Source organism: Phormidium sp. FACHB-592, from assembly GCF_014695795.1.
Taxonomy (GTDB): domain Bacteria; phylum Cyanobacteriota; class Cyanobacteriia; order Leptolyngbyales; family Leptolyngbyaceae; genus Stenomitos.
Genome location: NZ_JACJOZ010000103.1, coordinates 253939 through 271568, shown reverse-complemented (window position 1 = coordinate 271568; position 17630 = coordinate 253939). Strand labels below are relative to the sequence as shown.

At 48.4% G+C, this 17630-nt stretch carries 14 protein-coding genes; 8 read left to right on the top strand and 6 right to left on the bottom strand.

Going from position 1 to position 17630, the window contains the following annotated elements; genetic code table 11:
- Window positions 1-111: 111 nt before the first annotated feature.
- Complete coding sequence (tsaB, locus tag H6F86_RS27945; protein ID WP_190453635.1) at window positions 112-768, top strand: tRNA (adenosine(37)-N6)-threonylcarbamoyltransferase complex dimerization subunit type 1 TsaB; 657 nt, start codon at window positions 112-114, stop codon at window positions 766-768.
- On the opposite strand, the gene H6F86_RS27940 is transcribed toward tsaB, so the two are convergent.
- Window positions 765-1931, bottom strand: a complete 1167-nt coding sequence (locus tag H6F86_RS27940; protein ID WP_190453632.1) for an ABC transporter permease — start codon at window positions 1929-1931, stop codon at window positions 765-767. The two genes, tsaB and H6F86_RS27940, sit on opposite strands and share 4 nt — an antisense overlap.
- 726 nt (window positions 1932-2657) lie before the next feature.
- Here H6F86_RS27940 and H6F86_RS27935 point away from each other — a divergent pair.
- Complete coding sequence (locus tag H6F86_RS27935; RefSeq protein ID WP_190453629.1) at window positions 2658-2858, top strand: DUF2811 domain-containing protein; 201 nt, start codon at window positions 2658-2660, stop codon at window positions 2856-2858.
- Window positions 2859-2980: 122 nt separating this feature from the next.
- A complete protein-coding gene (gene hemJ, locus H6F86_RS27930) occupies window positions 2981-3568 on the top strand; it encodes a protoporphyrinogen oxidase HemJ (RefSeq protein ID WP_190453626.1) in 588 nt (195 codons plus the stop codon).
- Window positions 3569-3704: 136 nt separating this feature from the next.
- Here the strand turns inward: hemJ and psaC are convergent, their stop codons facing one another.
- The 3 genes from psaC to H6F86_RS27915 form a co-directional block, all read right to left on the bottom strand.
- Complete coding sequence (psaC, locus tag H6F86_RS27925) at window positions 3705-3950, bottom strand: photosystem I iron-sulfur center protein PsaC (protein WP_009556083.1); 246 nt, start codon at window positions 3948-3950, stop codon at window positions 3705-3707.
- A gap of 356 nt (window positions 3951-4306) precedes the next feature.
- Window positions 4307-5299 (bottom strand): glycosyltransferase family 2 protein, encoded by a 993-nt coding sequence (locus tag H6F86_RS27920; protein ID WP_190453622.1) that lies wholly within the window; start codon window positions 5297-5299, stop codon window positions 4307-4309.
- Between the two features lie 86 nt (window positions 5300-5385).
- On the bottom strand, window positions 5386-9009 hold the full coding sequence (locus H6F86_RS27915) for an amino acid adenylation domain-containing protein (protein WP_190453619.1): 3624 nt from the start codon (window positions 9007-9009) through the stop codon (window positions 5386-5388).
- An 813-nt stretch (window positions 9010-9822) separates the two neighbouring features.
- Between H6F86_RS27915 and hppD the strand changes: the two genes are divergently transcribed.
- Both hppD and tyrA read left to right on the top strand, forming a co-directional pair.
- Window positions 9823-10908 carry a 4-hydroxyphenylpyruvate dioxygenase gene (gene hppD, locus H6F86_RS27910; protein WP_190453616.1) on the top strand — a complete coding sequence of 362 codons (1086 nt, stop codon included), beginning with the start codon at window positions 9823-9825 and terminating at the stop codon, window positions 10906-10908.
- A gap of 75 nt (window positions 10909-10983) precedes the next feature.
- On the top strand, window positions 10984-12132 hold the full coding sequence (gene tyrA / locus H6F86_RS27905; protein WP_190453615.1) for a bifunctional chorismate mutase/prephenate dehydrogenase: 1149 nt from the start codon (window positions 10984-10986) through the stop codon (window positions 12130-12132).
- Between the two features lie 77 nt (window positions 12133-12209).
- Here tyrA and H6F86_RS27900 read toward each other — a convergent pair whose 3' ends face one another.
- Window positions 12210-12842, bottom strand: a complete 633-nt coding sequence (locus H6F86_RS27900) for an N-methyl-D-aspartate receptor NMDAR2C subunit (protein ID WP_190453612.1) — start codon at window positions 12840-12842, stop codon at window positions 12210-12212.
- Between the two features lie 382 nt (window positions 12843-13224).
- On the opposite strand from H6F86_RS27900, the gene H6F86_RS27895 reads away from it, so the two are divergent.
- Together H6F86_RS27895 and trpD are read left to right on the top strand one after the other, a co-directional pair.
- A complete protein-coding gene (locus H6F86_RS27895) occupies window positions 13225-13413 on the top strand; it encodes a CsbD family protein (protein WP_190453609.1) in 189 nt (62 codons plus the stop codon).
- A 453-nt stretch (window positions 13414-13866) separates the two neighbouring features.
- Window positions 13867-14925, top strand: a complete 1059-nt coding sequence (gene trpD / locus H6F86_RS27890) for an anthranilate phosphoribosyltransferase (protein ID WP_347241335.1) — start codon at window positions 13867-13869, stop codon at window positions 14923-14925.
- Window positions 14926-15013: 88 nt separating this feature from the next.
- On the opposite strand, the gene H6F86_RS27885 is transcribed toward trpD, so the two are convergent.
- Window positions 15014-15922 carry a retropepsin-like aspartic protease gene (locus tag H6F86_RS27885; RefSeq protein ID WP_190453602.1) on the bottom strand — a complete coding sequence of 303 codons (909 nt, stop codon included), beginning with the start codon at window positions 15920-15922 and terminating at the stop codon, window positions 15014-15016.
- 330 nt (window positions 15923-16252) lie between these two features.
- Here H6F86_RS27885 and carA point away from each other — a divergent pair, with 330 nt between their 5' ends.
- Window positions 16253-17407, top strand: a complete 1155-nt coding sequence (carA, locus tag H6F86_RS27880; protein ID WP_190453598.1) for a glutamine-hydrolyzing carbamoyl-phosphate synthase small subunit — start codon at window positions 16253-16255, stop codon at window positions 17405-17407.
- Window positions 17408-17630 lie beyond the last annotated feature (223 nt).

Below are 17630 nucleotides of genomic sequence, written 5' to 3'. Positions count from 1 at the left end.
GGTCAGCAGCCATTAACCGCCAGCCCTGGACTCATTACTGAAAGCTGACAGCCGAAAGCTGAAAACTGTCAGCTTCATAACGCCTAAAATCATCCCATCACGCTTCTAGCCTTGAAATTTGACTCCGCACAGTACGGTTTAGCAATTCATACAGCCAGCCCAGAGTTAGGGTTGGCGATCGACAATTTTGTGGGTGATGCGCGATCGCAGGTTTGGGAGCTCGGACGCGACCTGTCTACCCATCTACACGTACACCTTGCTGCCTTTTTGCAACCCCAAGCTTGGGCAGATCTAGCATTTGTGGCGGTTGCTCAGGGACCCGGCGGTTTCACTGGCACACGGTTGGGTGTTGTCACTGCACGCACTCTGGCGCAGCAGCTAGAACTTCCCTTGTTTGCTGTTTCGACGCTAGCAGCAGTGGCACATGCTCAAGCCACCCAGGTAGAGAGCCTACAACACACTAACATTGCCGTGCAAATGCTGGCACAACGGGGTGAAGTGTTCGGCGCTATCTACCAGTCGTCCTCCGACGGACTGCACATGCTCCTTCCAGATGCCGTGATGAGTTTAGACCACTGGCAACAGACCCTTGCGGCCTGGACAAGCCCATACCAGCTCATTCAAGCAACGGGCGGCTTGGGCACGTCTGTCTCTAGCGTTCTAGCACTGGCGCAGCATGATCGACAACAGGGGCTAAAACCCCATTGGTCAGAGGTCCTCCCCTTTTACGGGCAGCATCCTGTTGTAAGCCCTGCCCCGCAAGCCTAGCGCGATACACTCCGTGGATCGAGGGCATCGCGTAGCCCATCGCCCAACAGGTTAAATGCCAGCACTGTAAGGATGATCAGCAACGTCGGGGGCCAAATCAGCCAGGGTTGCAGCACCAAAATGGAGGCATTCGTCGCCAGTGAAAGCATATTGCCCCAGGATGGATCGGGCTGTTGAATACCTAACCCAATTAGGCTCAGAATCGACTCCGCCACGATGAAGTCTGGAATGGAAAGCGTTGCCGCAATGACAATATAGCTAGCTGTTTGGGGCAACACATGACGAACAATGATGTAGAGCGATCGTCCACCCATTGCCCGCGCTGCCTGCACAAACTCGCGCTCCTTAATCGACAGCACTTGTCCTCGAATCACTCGCGCCAAGCCAGCCCATCGGATGAACGACGTAATCAAAATAATCAACAAAAAGCGTTGAGCGCTACTAAGTCCTGGCGGCAACACAGCCGCTAAAGCGACCAGCAAATAAATGCTGGGAATCGTCATCAGCACTTCAACTAAGCGCATTAAGCCGCTATCAACCCAACCGCCAAAGTAGCCAGAAATGCCGCCCACTAGCATCCCCAGCGGAAAGGCAATAATGATGCCCACTAGCCCGATGCTGAGGCTGATGCGTGCGCCGTAAAGCAGCCGACTGAACTGGTCCCGTGCCCCTTCGTCTGTGCCCAGCAAATTAAACTTGCCTGGTCCAGCCGTACCAAACAAATGCCAATTGCCTGGAATGCCTGGAAGCAGTTCTACCTCATCAAACTTAGGGTCTGTGAGAGAAAAGCGTGTGGGCAGCGGTAGCTTGAGCTGAAACAGGCGATAAGGGTCTCCTGCTACAAACAGCCGCAGCGGTGATGGTTGGCTACGATCGACCAAAAGCTGTCGATCGCCTGTTTTCAGATCCACTGGACCTTGAGTGGTTGGATAAACATGAGGACCAACAAACGCACCAGACTGATCCCGCCAATAAATCTGGGTCGGCGGCAACAGTGCGCCATCTTTTTGAGGAGTGCACGCACGTAGTTGTATGGATGCACTATCGCAGGGGCTGTAGGGAGCAATGAATTCGGCTGCAATTGCAGACACATAAAAGACAAGCAGCAAAATCGCACCCAACCGAGCCAGAGGATTCTTCTTAAGGCGTTGCCACCAATTCATATCGCAAAGCTAAGGGCTAAGGAACCTGGAGCACTGGCTAAGAAAACCTCAGATGGTAATCAAGCTTTGTAGAATCGTACTCCGAATCCGTTCAAACTTAGCACAGCGGGGGAGAAGGACGGGAGTCAGGGAAAGCAAAAAGTAGAAGCGAGTGAGAGTAATACAGCGGAACGTCTTCTTCTCTCCTTGCTAAAAAACTCAAAAAGTTCCGACTTAACTACTTTTTGCAATTCTTATCTTTGGGCGGAGTTTTCCCCATTGATTCCACAGGCTTTCCACAGATTTGGGTGGTTTTTCCACAGGTAGGCGCTCGTTTTCCACAGCCAGTAGCGACAGAATCAGACTTTAATGTCTTGAAGTTCGCCTCAAGGAGTGCCTTCTGTAGAACGAAGAAAATGTTCTTGAAGATGAAGCAATGTTGCGGGGATCACGTCTAAAGTCTGTTGTTGGCATGAGCATTCCTTTTCTGCCTTTGCAAAGGGATCCGGGCAGCATTGACAAGGCAGCCTGCCTCTAGGCACAATGAATCACTCACCTGCACAGGCGCTCTGAAACCCAAATCGACAAGACTTTGACTGGGAGAATCGAGCGGTTGCTGCTGTTGGTGCCTCAGTTTTAATGCTGTAGCACCCAATTCTTGGCGGCTTACTTTTTATCAGGGTGCAAAGTTGAACCATTTTTTGATCGCTTCACTGCCAACTTGCTCCCGCATCTCCTGAGGTTCTCATGCATACAACTGTTAGCATTCTGGCTGAAATCCCTGAAGAACTTCACAACGCACTAACTCTCTACCTCGAAACACATCCTGATTGGGATCAAGATCGCGTCTTTGCGGCTGCATTGTCCCTCTTTTTGTTGCAAAATGGAGAGTGCGATCGCCGCGCCGCACGGGTTTATTTAGATGCTCTGTTTAACCATGCCGTGTAGTAATAGCAAATTTGTGATCGTAAGTTTGAGCTTGCAGCTTGAAGTTTGCAAATTTGCGATCGAAGACTTTATTAAAAAGCTAAAAGCAAAAGTTGAAAGCAAGAAATTAAGAGGGCTGATTCATGGCGTATTACTGGTTTAAGGCGTTTCATCTTGTTGGCATTGTGTGTTGGTTCGCGGGGATGTTTTACCTGCCCCGTTTGTTTGTCTACCATGCTGAAGCAAACGAACAGCCAGAACCCGCCCGTAGCATTTTGAAAAGCCAGTATCAGATCATGGAGAAACGCCTCTACAGCATTATCATGACACCCGCGATGCTGTTAACTGTGGCAATGGCGATCGGGCTAGTTACAACCGAACCCGATGTGCTTAAGCAGCCCTGGATGCACGCAAAGCTTGCCTGCGTGGTGCTGTTAATTGGCTATCACCACTACTGCAAGCGACTGATGAAGCAGTTAGCAGCAGATGAATGCAAGATGACCGGGCAACATTTCCGCTGGTTCAATGAATTTCCGACGGTGTTTTTTATCGTTGTCGTCATGCTGGCAGTGTTCAAAAACAATCTGCCCACTGACCTAACCGTATGGGGCATTGTAGCGATGGTAATCAGCTTTGCGATTGCTATTCAACTCTATGCGCGCAAGCGCCGCCTAGCTAAAGAGCGGGCAGCAGTAGAGTCAGATGGTTTATTGGGTAATGCTAGTTCTTAATGCAGGTGCTTGATTACTGGTTGCGTTTGCACTTTGCAAGAAAAAGAAATTTCTAAAAGCAACAAAAAAAGGGGAGCGATCGCTCCCCTTTTGACTTTGAACTTACATGGATTAAACAAACGTAATAACGACGTTTCTAATAAGCCAGACCCATGCTACGGGTTGTTTCAGCACCCAGGTAAACCCGAATACTTAAGAAATCAGTAGGGCAAGCAGTTTCGCAACGCTTGCAGCCTACACAATCTTCAGTTCTTGGCGACGAAGCAATTTGACCTGCCTTGCAGCCGTCCCAGGGAACCATCTCCAGAACGTCGGTCGGGCAAGCGCGGACGCATTGGGTGCAGCCAATGCAAGTGTCATAGATTTTGACCGTATGAGACATATTATGAATCGCTCCAAATGAATGCTTGACACTTTGCAGTATCGGTCAGCCAAACTGGCGGTAGATTCATCCGCTGAAGGCTTTCAGAGTCAACGCCCAGTTTACATCACCGCTGGAAGCCTCTCTGGCAAAAGACTCTAAAACTTCAAAGAATGTAATAGTCGGCGACTGAAACCTGAAAAACGATACTGTACGCTGCGTTCTACCCTACTACTTTTCGATTAACCTAATACTTCTCGCTTAAGCGTTAAACCGAGTCAAGGGCAAAGCATACGTTGCTTCTGTTAGCTTTTCTGCTTAAGAGGCTGCTTTAAGAACCGCCAGTTGTTTTTAAAGCAACCAGGGAAGTTGTTTCTTTACAACCCCTTACTCCCCAACTTCAGTAAGACACTGTTCCGCAGGGCATCGAATAGGAGGTAGGGGGGATCCGCATCTGGTTTGCGCTGAACGGCTCGTCTCACTCTCCATAAAGCCAAACTTAATGACCAGGAAAGATCGGCTAAGGCGGCGTATAGAAAACCGTGATTCTTCACGAAATAGCGTCGGCGAGAATCAAAGAGATACTGTGGCAATCGCTTAGGAGTGTCATCTCTGGTTGTTACCCCAGTACTGGCTCCTGCAATATGCATAACGCTGCCTTCAGGGACATACCAGCAAGACCAACCTTTCCGTTTAGCCTGGAGGCAAAAATCTGTCTCTTCGTAATAGAGGAAATATCCTTCATCCATCAAACCTGCCGACTCAAATACCTCCCGCCGGATCATCATACTTGCCCCAGGCAACCAATCTACCTGCTGTGGCTCGTTGGTCATTGTTTGGGACACAACCCACTTAGCTAAGAGCTTTGACACAATTCCTAAGCGCATACCACTCTCTAGCTCACTCAACAGAGAGGGAAAGCGAAAGGCTGTAGACCAGTTCGTCCCATCTGGATTTTCAAGCTTGCTACCGACAATGCCAACCTCTGGATGTTGCTCCATAAAACTTGTGAGAGCCTTAAATACACCCGGACGCGCCTGCGTGTCTGAATTGAGTAGTAGGTAATAGGAGGGTGGGTTAGGAGCCTGAAGTGTTGGGCGAATTGCCAGATTATTGCCATAGGCGAAACCACCATTATGGTCTGAGGGCAAGACTGAAGCCCATTTTCCCCAACCATTGGTTTCAATGGCTGCATCAATTAATTCTGCGGAGTTATCTCCAGAGGCATTATCCACCACAACAACAGAGGTATCTGGACGCGATCGCACTTCACTTTCAAGCGAGCGCAAGCAGTCGATGGTTAGACGGGCAGTGCGGTAGTTAACGATGACAACCAGTAAAGAACCTGAATTAGTGTTTGGATGGGACATATCTATAGAGTAGAAATTTAGTGGGTCATGACTGAACCGTTTACTCAGTTTTAGTTAACTGATCTGGGCTTGGCTGGGGAAAGGCTCTATGAAGCAAGGGTCTTTTCTGGCTGTTGTGCAATACTCGGCAACGGTTGAGTTTTGGCTATCTTTGCAAGTGCCGCATCAATGTAAGACTGCATATTTTCAGCCATGACCTGGACATTGGGTTCTTGCAACATACTGGAATGACCACCGGGGCTATGGTAAACCTTCACCCCCTCAGTTGAACGATTGCCCCATCCCAACAGCGGATCACTGTACATATCTGCGTAGGGGGTATCGTCAATGAGAGTGCCGTCAAAGCTACTGCTTTTCTGCGTCGCTAAGGTAAGAAACACTTCTCCTTGATAGGGAGCCTGAGGAATATATTCTCTTTCAGCAAACTTTAAGACAATCCGAACGGAGAGGTTGTGCAGGAAGGATGGGATGGGTAGATTCCGATCCAGACAATACCTGAACAGCTTGATCTTGGTTTGATTTTGAACCTTCCGAAGTTTTGACCGGACTTCATAGGTGATCACGTTGTAAATCTTCTGACTAGCTTTGCCCAGAATACGGAGTAGCTGCTGCGGGTTCAGTGGTTGTCCTTGGTTTAAGGATTGCGAAAAGCTGCTTAAACGTTGATTGGCAATCAAACCACTCCGCATCGTTGCTTCTACATCTGCCGTGTCAAGCAGCGCTACCATTGCAATGGTTTGACCCTGATTTTGCAGTTGTCGAGCCATTTCAAAGGCTAAGAAGCCACCGACGCATAAACCACCTAGTAGGTAGGGTCCTTCTGGTTGAACTGTGCGGATTTGTTCGATGTAGTAAGCTGCCATCTCTACAACGCGAGTGTGCAAAATGGGATGATGCTCTCGGCTGTAGGGTTGGATGCCATATACGGGATGCTCTGGCTTCAAGCAGTACGCCAGATTGCGGTAGAGCAAGGTTTCGCCCTCGCCATCATGGATGAAGAACACTGGGGGTTTGCTTCCACCCTTTCTAAGTAAGACAACCGAGTTGGGTCTATCCAATTGCCCTGGTTGACTGAGTAAAGCCGCCAGTTGGGCGATCGTTGGCTCGGTCAGTAGGGTGCTCAGGGGGAGCGTTTGACCGAACACTGCCTCAATTTGAATCATCAGAGAGGCAGCCAGTAGGGAATGTCCTCCTACTTCAAAGAAATTGTCATGGATGCCGATCGGGCTAACACCTAGCACTGTCTCCCAAATAGTTGTCAATTGCTGCTCCCATTCGTCTCGTGGAGCAACGAATGCTTTGTAACCTGCAATGTTTTCAGGCGTTGGCAGTGGTAAAGCACGCCGATCGACTTTTTGATTGATGTTGACTGGCATCGCATCTAGCACTACAAAGGCAGATGGCACCATGTAATCTGGTAATTTTTCTTGCAGTAGGCTGCGAATATTCTCGATCGGCGGTTTCTGAGCCTGATCAAGCACTACGTAAGCGACCAAGCTCTTTTCACCCTGTTCCATTGCACGCGCGCCCAGTTCCCGTGCCATGACAACGCCTTCACGCACACCGGGCGCCTGACGCAGTGTTGCTTCGATCTCGCCTAGCTCAATCCGAATGCCGCGCAACTTGATCTGAAAATCAGCCCGCCCCAGCATTTCTAGATTGCCATCCATGTCAAACCGTCCAATATCTCCAGTGCGGTAAAAGCGGCAGCCATCGATCGTGACAAATTTTTCCTGCGTGAGCGCTTCCCGCTGCAAATATCCCTGCGTAACACCAGCTCCACCAATATAAATTTCACCGGGAATACCGATCGGCACGAGATTTAGGTGCGAATCATAGAGGCGAACAGAAACATTTGTAAAGGGTTTGCCAACTCGACTTTTTACCGGTTGATCATTGACTACCGGGTAGCTGCAACCCATACAGCTCACCTCACTACAGCCATAGATAACATAGACTTCTGCTGACTGAAAGATACGCTTCATCGCTTCAAGTAACGCGGTAGGCACCATGTCACCACCTGTAGAAACGTGTTTGAGCTGCTGGAATGATTGAAGATCCAGGTTGTTGTCCTGGATGTAGGTCAGAAGCTTTTGCAACAAACTGGGTGATGTGTGAATGACAGTTGCCTGTTGCAGCGTTTGCACCATGCGCTGGAAATCTAAGATATGCTCTCGTTCCAAGATCATAAGCTTGCCACCTGCCACTAACGGTGACAGTAGCTCAAACATGGTGATGCTAAAGGTGAAGCGCGCAATCGCCGGCATAACATCGTGGCAGTCAAAACCAAACCGCTCCTGTGCCGACAAAATGTACTGCACCAGGTTGCCGTGGCTTGTTATAACACCCTTTGGCTTACCCGTCGTACCGGAGGTGTAAACCAAATGAGACGTTTGCTCAAGGCGAACCTCAATTTCGGGATTATGCGTGGGGAATTGGTGTAGCAACGTCCATTCTTGATCAAAGCAAAGAATGTGGTCTGCAATCGCTGGTAAGCGTGGCAAAAGATGGGACTGCGTTAGCAAGACCTTGGGTTGAGTCTCTTCCAGAATAGTGGTCAGACGCTCAATGGGATGGGTTGGATCAAGCGGTAGATAAACACCACCAGCTTTGAAAATACCCAGCAACGTTACTACAATTTCCAACGATGGTTCTACACAAACTGCCACTCGTACGTCAGCACTGACACCAGCTTGAACCAGGTAATGAGCGACTTGGTTAGCGCGTTGGTTTAGCTCTGTGTAGGTAAGTTGCTGGTTATTGAATGTGAGCGCGACCGCCTCTGGTCGCTGAATAGCATGAGCTTCAATCAGTTGATGGATTAGAGCTTGAGGATACGAAATAGTGGCGCTTTGCCATTCCACCAACAGTTGTTGTGTTTCTGCCTGGGTCAACAATGGCAGTTCCGCGATCGTGCAATCCTGATCGTTGACGATGCTTTGAAGCAGCACTTGTAAATGACCTGATAACCGCTGAATGGTCTCTGCGTGAAAGAGGCTAGCGTTGTACTGCCAAACTCCTGTAACGCTTCCTTTTCGCTGGAGCAAGATCAGATGTAAATCAGGACCATCAGAGGCTACGGATGCTTGCAATGGAAAGTCTGCCAGCCATTGTTCTTTACCGCCAATGCGTAAAAAATCTTCTATAAACGTAACAGCGACTGGTAATGAGGAGCGATCGTTGGATGGCTTCTCTAACTGAGCTGGAACCACTGGCAGTGACATTGCTTGAACAGCACTCAGTGCGGTGGAGATTTGTTTAATTAAGGCATGAACCTTTAATTCGCTGTGAATCTGAGTGCAGGTTTCTGTTTGGCGAGTGCCACTGTTTGCATCGGTTGAAATGGTTAGCGCTAAGTCAATGGTTTCTTGCTGAGTGTAGCGATATAGCAGAGCGTTAAAAGCTGCTAACAAAAGCGATCGTTCATCAACACCGTCTTGCTGTGCTTGCGCCTGTAACGTCTCTACTAGGCAATCTGGCAGGGTGAGCGCACAATATTTGGGCTGGTAGATAGTAGCAGGCGTCTTCAGAAAATCACTTGGCAATGAAAAAGTAGATAGTTCTAAATTAGCCGTTGACCCTAAGCCCGCGTTCTCTAGCAATGGGGTTTGTCGATTTGCTGTCGTTAAATCTGCTCTTTCTGCCGTTACTTTAGCGCTGCTAGTTGCATCTTCAGTAGAGGAAAGCACGTCTTGATTAATGGCAACCACGGTAGAACTCCTACGTTTAGAGAGCAGATTGATTTAAGTTTGCTGTCATGAGCAACTTGCCTGCATAGTCAAGAGCAACAGCAAGTTACCAACGATTGTGAAAAGAGAAAGCAGTTGGTGTTGCTAGATAGAGCCAGCGCTCAAAATGCTTAAGAGTTCATACGGCTTTTATCTGTACAGGTTCAAAGCTGAAGAAATTTGTAGCCGTTTGAATCTCTAAGTTAGGTAATCAAATGAATTCGATCGCCGCCAGAAAGAGCAGTTAGCAGTTAACGTTTTGCAGTGACTAACGTTCTGTATTGACACTTGCTTAACTAAAAAACTGCCGTTACTTGCTCCTCTGAATCGATAGCCTTGAGGAACACCAAGCCCAATTCATCTGGAAGCTAACACGGCTTTATCTGCTGTAACTAGCGTCTGTTCAAAAAGTTCACTGGGAAAACACATACTACTGATGTCATGCCAGGACTTACGGCATAGAAAACAATGGCGATGCCTGGTTTCGCAATGTTTTCACGGGCTTGCCAGTAAAAATAAGGAGAAAGATGGATTTAAACTTTCTGTGAATTCTCGGAGAAAGACGTCCTAAATTAAGGAAGTCTCGTCCTACACCTGTAGCTGTGTGAGCCTCTAAGGGCTTCCAGCACTGACCAGATGAATCTTCACAAACTCCTGCTTTTTGATGAAGACTAAGTGGTTCTACTTGTTTTTCTTTCCCTGCCTTAAATAGAGTGAGCTAAATCTAGCTAAGAACTCGTTGCGTGCCTTAAGGCTTGGTTTATTCGTTCCATTATTAGTACTAGAGGCAATAGGATGAGTGATATCTATTCAATCAAAGGTGTTGACCATCTGGAGTTTTATGTTGGTAATGCCAAGCAAGCGGCAATCGTTTACGCTCAGTGCTTTGGCTTTACAACAACTGCCTACCGAGGGTTAGAAACGGGCGATCGCAAAGTAACCTCTTATGTCTTAGAGCAAGGAGAGATTCGCTTTGTTTTGAGTTCAGCGTTAAGCCCAGAGTATCCCATAGCGCAAAGCGTTTTGAAGCATGGAGACACCATCGCTATCATTGCTTTGCAAGTTTCAGATGTCGCTACTGCCTATCAGCAAGCAATTGCTTGTGGTGCGATCGGTGCGATTCCACCAACAGATCATGAAGATGAGCATGGTGTTTTACGCTATGCCGCTATTCGTTCGTTTGGTGATGTGCTAGTTAAATTTGTTGATCGCAGCAATTACGGCGATAACTTTGCACCTGGCTTTGCTGCACGCGCCAATACACCTAGCAATGCCGCTGGGTTAAAACGCATTGATCATATTGTTGGCAATGTTGAATACGGCGCAATGGATCAATGGGTCAACTTTTTTGTGAAGACAATGGGCTTCGATGTACGAATGCATTTTGATGATCAGGCAATCTCTACTGAATATTCAGCCTTGATGTCAAAAGTGCTAGAAAACGGTAGCAAAACTATTATTAATATCAATGAGCCAGCACCTGGTCGGCGTAAATCGCAGATTCAAGAATATTTAGATTTCCATTATGGACCGGGAATTCAGCATCTTGGTTTGGCAACCGATGATATTGTCCAAACTGTCATTTATTTAAAACAGGCTGGCGTTGAATTTCTGCCGATTCCCAAAACGTATTATGACGGGTTAGAAGCTTGGGTGAAGGAGCTTGAAATTCCCGTTGAGCAGTTAGCAGCGTTAGGGATTCTTGTTGACCGCGATGAAGACGGTTATCTCCTGCAACTGTTTACAAAGCCAATGGGCGATCGACCCACCCTATTTTTTGAAGTTATTGAGCGTCACGGTTCACGAGGCTTTGGAGCCGGAAACTTTAAATCTCTGTTTGTGGCACTAGAGCGCGAACAAGCACTCCGAGGCAATCTCTAACGCAACAACGCTTGAACCTAAGAGCATTCATTGCTGGTGCCTTCAGGAACGATCCCCTTTTTATTGGTAGTCATCATGCCCACACCTGAAAAACTTCAACAGCTTGACCAGACATTAATTACACTGCTAGGCGAACGGCTCGCTCTCTTAGCAGCGCTAGAAACGCCCTCTATGCAAGAGCAACTCACCCGCTACCAAGCTCAACTGGCAGTGGCTGGTATTCCAGAGCATCTCTGGAGCAGCGTAATCACTGGCTGCATGGCAACGTTAGCCAAAAAACCGTCACTTAGCGCGATCGTTGAACCACGTAAGATTACGATCGTGGGTGGTCATGGCTTAATGGGACGCTTTTTTGTCGATCGCCTGTCTAATGCCGGACATGATGTGAGAGTGCTGGAATATGACGGCTGGGGGCAGGCTGAAACTTTACTGGGCACTGCCGATCTGGTGTTGCTGTGTGTGCCGCTGAAAGCAACTCTCGCTGTGATTCGGAAGGTTGCTCCTTACCTTTCCCCCACTACTACGCTGGCAGATATCGCCAGTACCAAAAGCGCGGCGGTGCAAACGATGCTGGACAGTCATCCGGGACCTGTTGTTGGTCTTCATCCCATGTTTGGTCCAGGCGGAAAATCCTTTTTGGGGCAAAAAGTAGTTGTCTGCCCAGGGCGCAAGCCTGCCGCCTACCAGTGGTTGCTGCATTTGATTGAGGCAGATGGTGGCAACCTAATTCACTCTACGCCAGAAGAACACGATCGCATGATGGTGGCAGTGCAGGCAATTCGCTTCTTTTCTAATTTCACACTGGGAACGTTTCTAGCAGAAGAAGGCATTGACATTGAGCGTAGCCTGACATTCGCCAGCCCGCTTTACCGCCTCGAAATTAATACAGTGAGCCGCCTCCTGGCACAAGACGCAGCACTCTATATCGATATTCTATTGGCATCAGAGGAGCGTTGCGAAGCCATAGAGCGGTTAGTAAATGTGTACGATCGACTTTCTAAACTGTTGGCTCAGGGCGATCGCGCCGCTTTAATTGCTGAGTTTGAAGCTGCTCGTGAGGCATTCTCCGGTCAGGCAACGCGGGCGCTAGAGGAGAGCAACCACGTTATCAATCATCTCAGCACCTTTTTAGCGGCAAACGAAAGCAAGGCTAATGTAGTTGAGCCAAGCGTTACTTCGGAGCCGAGCGTTACGCCAGCCTACGTACAAGTACGTGCGGCATGAGCTTTATAGCTCATTCTGCGCTTGTCATTAACTCTTTAATTCATCTTTAATTCAAACGAGGACAGCTCTGATCCTGTTTAAGGATTAAGCGTTTCGATTAATCGATGGAGGTTAGACCGCGCTTGCTGCTCATACTGATGATGAAAAAAGTCTGTCTGAAACAGGCGCGATCGATCAAGAAACTGCTTTAGAATATCGGCTCGCTTTGCCCGATATAGTGCCTCTGGCACCCAATTGTACTCATAGCGAATGTTGTCTTCGTAGCGATCGAACTCAGCGATTGGACTACCCAGAATGGCTAGATCAATATCCACTAGCAGCGCTGCATCCTCGTCCTTCGGTGTCGTTTGGTGCTTTGTTGCCAAAATAAGCTGACTCACTGCTTCTACTAACGACTGGGATACCTGTCCACACTGCAACCATTGCACTGCCATCGCCGCACTACGCTCCTCGTTATCAGAGGCATGCGGATCGTAAATGACATCATGGAAGTAGAGTGCCAGTTCTATAGCATTGGGTTGATGAGCCAGCGATCGCACGGCTTCCCATTTTGCAAAGCAGTCCTCAAGATGTGCCAGCGTATGGTACGCCCGATGCGGTTCGCTATAGGCAGCTACAATCTGCTCAAAGAGTGGTTCAGGTATAGATCTTGCTCCTACTTCCTGCCACAGCTGGCACCAACGCGGCAATATGTCTAATTGCTGTATCAAAGCTGTCTGCGCTCCCGAGGAAGAGTCCTCTTGACTCTAGGCATGGCAAGATTCTAGCCAAGGGCTGTACGTCAGCAGCACAATGAGATCACTAGCATAATCGTGGCTATGGGGCGAAGATAAAATTTCTTGCGTATGGGCAAAGCCCTCCAAACCTTCTTTCTTCTAAACTTAAGCACTGTTGAACGAGATGGTAAGCAGCACAGTGCTAACGTTATTTAATCTCGCTCTTTCAGCATAGTAAAGTGATAGGAATTGTTGTCTAGAATACAACCTCTGAGAGAGGACTCAGCTTTACGCATTCCGTACTATCAGAGCATGAATAGGAAATACGCTGTACGTCCTATCCAAACTTCATAACTTTTAGAAACGGAGTACGAACATGGGTTTAGATGAAAAAGCTAAGGCTGCCGCTAAAAACGTTGAAGGCAAAGTTCAAGATGCTGTTGGCGATGTGACAGGTGATCCTCAAGCCCAAGCTGAAGGCAAAGCAAAACAAGGGGAAGCCCAAGCCCGTAACGCCAAAGAAGATCTGAAAGATGGTGTTAAGCGCACTCTCGACAACGTTTAGAAGAACGATGATTCTGAATCACGGCTAATAAAATCTAACCGATCAAAAAGCAAAAGGGACATCACGCGATGTCCCTTTTTTGTGACGATTCGGTAGTCGGCAAGAGTCGGTCTTTTAAGTGAGCTATTGCGTTGATACTAATTTTTACTGGTAGTGATTGCTTGCAAGGTTACACAGCAGCTTTCTTCTCTATGGCTACATCTTGCAGTTAAGTGTTCTATTTCATCTCAGTTTGAAGGCGCTTTCTAGAGGGGTTTCTGCTGTTGTCTGCTGACCACTAAACACACCTCTACATTGCTAAGCCTCTTCAAATTGATGCTGCCATACTTTTTCTAAACCAAAGATTGATTTTGTGACTGAGCAGATTTTTAGTACGATGCTGTCTAGTGACTTAGCGTTCTGTGGTTTTTTGTGGCACAAAGTACTGACCTGAATTTGAATACACCAGTTGCCTTGCTTAAAGATTTCGGTGAGTGGTCTGACTTGCTTCAGCAGTTGCTCGATCGCCAATCGCTATCAACAGAACAGGCATCACTTCTGATGCAAGGCTGGTTAAGTGATGCCGTCCCGCCTGTCTTAGCAGGTGCAATCTTGATGGCAATTCAGTTTAAGGGAGTGTCTGCAGGCGAGCTAGTTGGCATGGCGCGGGTGCTGCAAGGACAAGCGTCTCAGCTTTCTGCATCCTATAAGACGGTATCAACGCCCGTTATCGATACCTGTGGCACTGGTGGTGATGGAGCAGGCACGTTCAATATCTCGACGGCAGTTGCTCTTGTAGCAGCAGCGGCTGGAGTTCTAGTTGCCAAACATGGGAATCGTTCTGCTTCTAGTCTCGTTGGCTCTGCGGATGTCCTTGAAGCCTTAGGCGTTAACTTAGCAGCGCCATTAGAAAAAATTCAAGCCGCTATCCATGTGGTTGGCATTACTTTTCTCTTTGCACCGGGTTGGCATCCTGCATTAAAGGCTGTGGCTCCCATGCGTCGATCGTTGAAAGTGCGGACAGTTTTTAACCTGCTGGGACCGTTGGTTAATCCCATGAGTCCAACAGGGCAGGTGTTGGGGGTTTATGACGCTAGCTTGCTTAAAACAGTGGCAGACGCATTACAGCAGTTGGGTGTACGTCGTGCGATCGTGCTGCATGGTCGTGAAAAATTGGATGAAGCTGGGCTAGGAAACTTGACCGATCTAGCGGTGTTATCTAATCAGACTGTAAGTTTAACCAGCGTAAATCCTGTTGAACTGGGTATTGAGTCTGCTCCATTAAGCGCTATTGCAGGCGGTAACGTACAGCAGAATGCTGAGATTTTACGTGCAGTGCTGCAAGGCAAGGGAACGCAAGCGCAGCAAGATGTAGTGGCACTTAATGCTGCCTTCGCACTCCAGGTTGGTGAGGCGTTGCCGGAGACTGCTACCGCTTATGCGGATGGTCTTGCTATTGCCAGAGACATTCTAAGTAGTGGCGCTGCCTGGAGCAAACTAGAGCAACTAGTAGAGTTTCTTCAAAGCGGCTAACGGCTATGTGCCTCAATCACTGCTTACTATTCACCAGGGAAGCCTTCTTAGAATTAGTAGGGGTGTTGCATTCCTTCGATCTAAACCTTTACCGTTGCCTAAATTCAACTACGTTTCGTTTGACGGTGACATCATAATCAGCAAAAAAGTCATGACCCAGCAAGCCTATATCAAGTGCTGAGTTGCCGATCGCTACAACAACGCCTTTAACCACGGCACGACCGACTGCGATCGAGTCGAGGTACGCTAGGGGAACTTCTACACCTCTCTCACTAGCAGTATTTACTTTTGCTTTGCCAACAATGCCGAGACCCAAAGCGGATGCCATTTCACGGGTAATGACAGTGCCACTGGCTCCTGTATCAACAATCATTTCAAAGGTGCGGTTGCCATTGAAGGTGACATCAATAATCGGTGTGCCACCAGCGCGACGCTTGATTCTAGCTACGTAGACACCACTAGCACTGGGAGGGGGATTTGTAATAACTGCTGCTGGCTTGTTGTCAAACGTGCTGTAACTACGGGGTACCATCGGTAACACACCAGTGTCAGCCACAATTTCACCAACTCCAGCACGGGCTGCCTGTTTTTTAGCGGCGGCAAGGTTCCGCTGATACTGCGTAAGCTTTGTTTGAGCGGTCGATCGATAGGGGCTAGAGCGTGGTATCGATCGCATGAGTTGAATAGCTTGCTGCCAGCGACTCACAACTAGATTCCAGTCATCCTGGGACTGCGCTGAAATAGCAATGTTGCCAGCACTATCAGCTTTTTCCAAAGCAAGCTTGTAAGCATCAGCCCTGGACGTAGCTGCGGGTGGCTGTGTGGTTGGTGAAGGTTTTACTGGGCTAGCAGCCGGAGCTGGGGAAGCGACAGAAGCAACCTCTGTGCTCTCAGTAGCCGCTTTGATTGTTGTCGTGCGGCTACAGGCTGTGCTACCCAGCACAACCACGCTCGTTAGCATGAGCAGCATGGCATTAGAGCAAGAGAACTTTAGCATGGGCTAAGAAAACTCACAAAGAGCATGGGGTAAGAAAACTCATGAAAAATATACGAGTGCAAGCACGGTACAAAGCTAAAAGCGCGATCGCCCACTTGCTGGAAATAAATTCACGCTTTTACCATAGGGTTCCGCACTAAGGCTGCTGAACTAACTCACTCTACGAAAATAACAAAGAAAAATTGGATTCGTTGTGCCGTCCTACGACATCACCCTTAACTCTTTCACCCCTTCACTAACTGAGATCAATCGCCATCTGTTTGTGCTGAACTCCTGGCGCTGATTGAGCATGGCATAATAAACGATCAGTATCCGATTGCAAAAGTGATTATGGTTTCTCCCACTCAGCCTGCGTTGCTGGTCTTGGCGGATGGTACGTCTTATCAGGGGTTGTCGTTTGGGGCAACTGGCACCGCGATCGGCGAGGTTGTGTTTAATACGGGTATGACGGGCTATCAAGAAGTGTTGACCGACCCAAGCTATTGTGGTCAGATTGTGACCTTTACGTATCCCGAACTGGGTAATACAGGTGTGAATCCTGACGATGAAGAATCAGCTCACCCTCAAGTGCGAGGAACGATCGCCCGTAACGTTTGTTTTAAGCCTAGCAACTGGCGATCGACCCAATCCCTGCCTGATTATTTGAAGCAGCACAACATTCTGGCAATTTACGGCATTGATACCCGTGCCCTGACCCGTAAGCTTCGTTCTGCTGGAGCAATGAATGGGGCAATCTCGACGGAAATGCTAGACCCCGCGGAACTGCTGGCATATGTGCAAGATGCACCTAGCATGGCAGGGCTAAACCTTGTGCGCGAGGTCAGTACTAAAGCTAGTTATGAGTGGTCAGACAGCACAGATGCAATTTGGGAGTTTGGTCCGATTACCGAGTCTACCGATGCGGCCCCACTTACTGTCGTTGCGATCGACTTCGGCATTAAGCGTAATATTCTGCGCCGTCTTGCCAGCTATGGTTGCCGTGTAATTGTCGTGCCAGCAAACACTCCACCAGAGGAAATCCTCAAGTACAACCCAGATGGCATCTTTCTTTCTAACGGACCGGGCGACCCTGCGGCTGTAAGCGAAGGCATTGCGACGACCAAAGCACTGCTAACCAGCCAAAAGCCCATTTTTGGCATTTGCATGGGACATCAAATTCTGGGGCTTTCGCTTGGGGCGGAGACGTTTAAGCTTAAGTTTGGTCATCGGGGGTTGAATCAACCCTGTGGACTGAATCAACAAGTGGAGATTACTAGCCAGAACCACGGCTTTGCGATCGCCGCCGAGTCTTTAACTGCTGCCGATGTCGAAATTACGCACCTGAATCTGAACGATCAGACAGTAGCTGGATTACGCCACAAATCGCTCCCCTTATTCTCGGTGCAGTACCACCCCGAAGCCAGCCCTGGACCTCATGATGCTGACTACCTGTTCGATCGCTTTGTGCAAACAATGCGTGCTCAAGTACTAGTAAAAGCAACATAACAGCAGTGAGCAAACATCCCTGCCGTCGATCGTAGCTGTGTAGTTCGTAGCCGTGTAGTTAGCTTTGCCCGCTGCCGCTCCATTTTTACTGTCAGCCTTGAATCTGAGTGGTGTGTCTGCTGACTTTCACCAGCTTTTCTTCGTTAATCCAGGCTTTTGTGTCTCTGATCTGCCACTATTCGCTAAAATATTGGCATTTAAGCGCCATATCCGCAGTAGCAAA

Excerpts from the sequence above, each read along its gene's own strand:
- H6F86_RS27940 (WP_190453632.1), bottom strand. The coding sequence starts at position 1,931 with ATGAATTGGTGGCAACGCCTTAAGAAGAATCCTCTGGCTCGGTTGGGT.
- H6F86_RS27935 (WP_190453629.1), top strand. The coding sequence starts at position 2,658 with ATGCATACAACTGTTAGCATTCTGGCTGAAATCCCTGAAGAACTTCAC.
- hemJ (WP_190453626.1), top strand. The coding sequence starts at position 2,981 with ATGGCGTATTACTGGTTTAAGGCGTTTCATCTTGTTGGCATTGTGTGT.
- psaC (WP_009556083.1), bottom strand. The coding sequence starts at position 3,950 with ATGTCTCATACGGTCAAAATCTATGACACTTGCATTGGCTGCACCCAA.
- H6F86_RS27920 (WP_190453622.1), bottom strand. The coding sequence starts at position 5,299 with ATGTCCCATCCAAACACTAATTCAGGTTCTTTACTGGTTGTCATCGTT.
- hppD (WP_190453616.1), top strand. The coding sequence starts at position 9,823 with ATGAGTGATATCTATTCAATCAAAGGTGTTGACCATCTGGAGTTTTAT.
- tyrA (WP_190453615.1), top strand. The coding sequence starts at position 10,984 with ATGCCCACACCTGAAAAACTTCAACAGCTTGACCAGACATTAATTACA.
- H6F86_RS27895 (WP_190453609.1), top strand. The coding sequence starts at position 13,225 with ATGGGTTTAGATGAAAAAGCTAAGGCTGCCGCTAAAAACGTTGAAGGC.
- H6F86_RS27885 (WP_190453602.1), bottom strand. The coding sequence starts at position 15,922 with ATGCTAAAGTTCTCTTGCTCTAATGCCATGCTGCTCATGCTAACGAGC.
- carA (WP_190453598.1), top strand. The coding sequence starts at position 16,253 with ATGGTTTCTCCCACTCAGCCTGCGTTGCTGGTCTTGGCGGATGGTACG.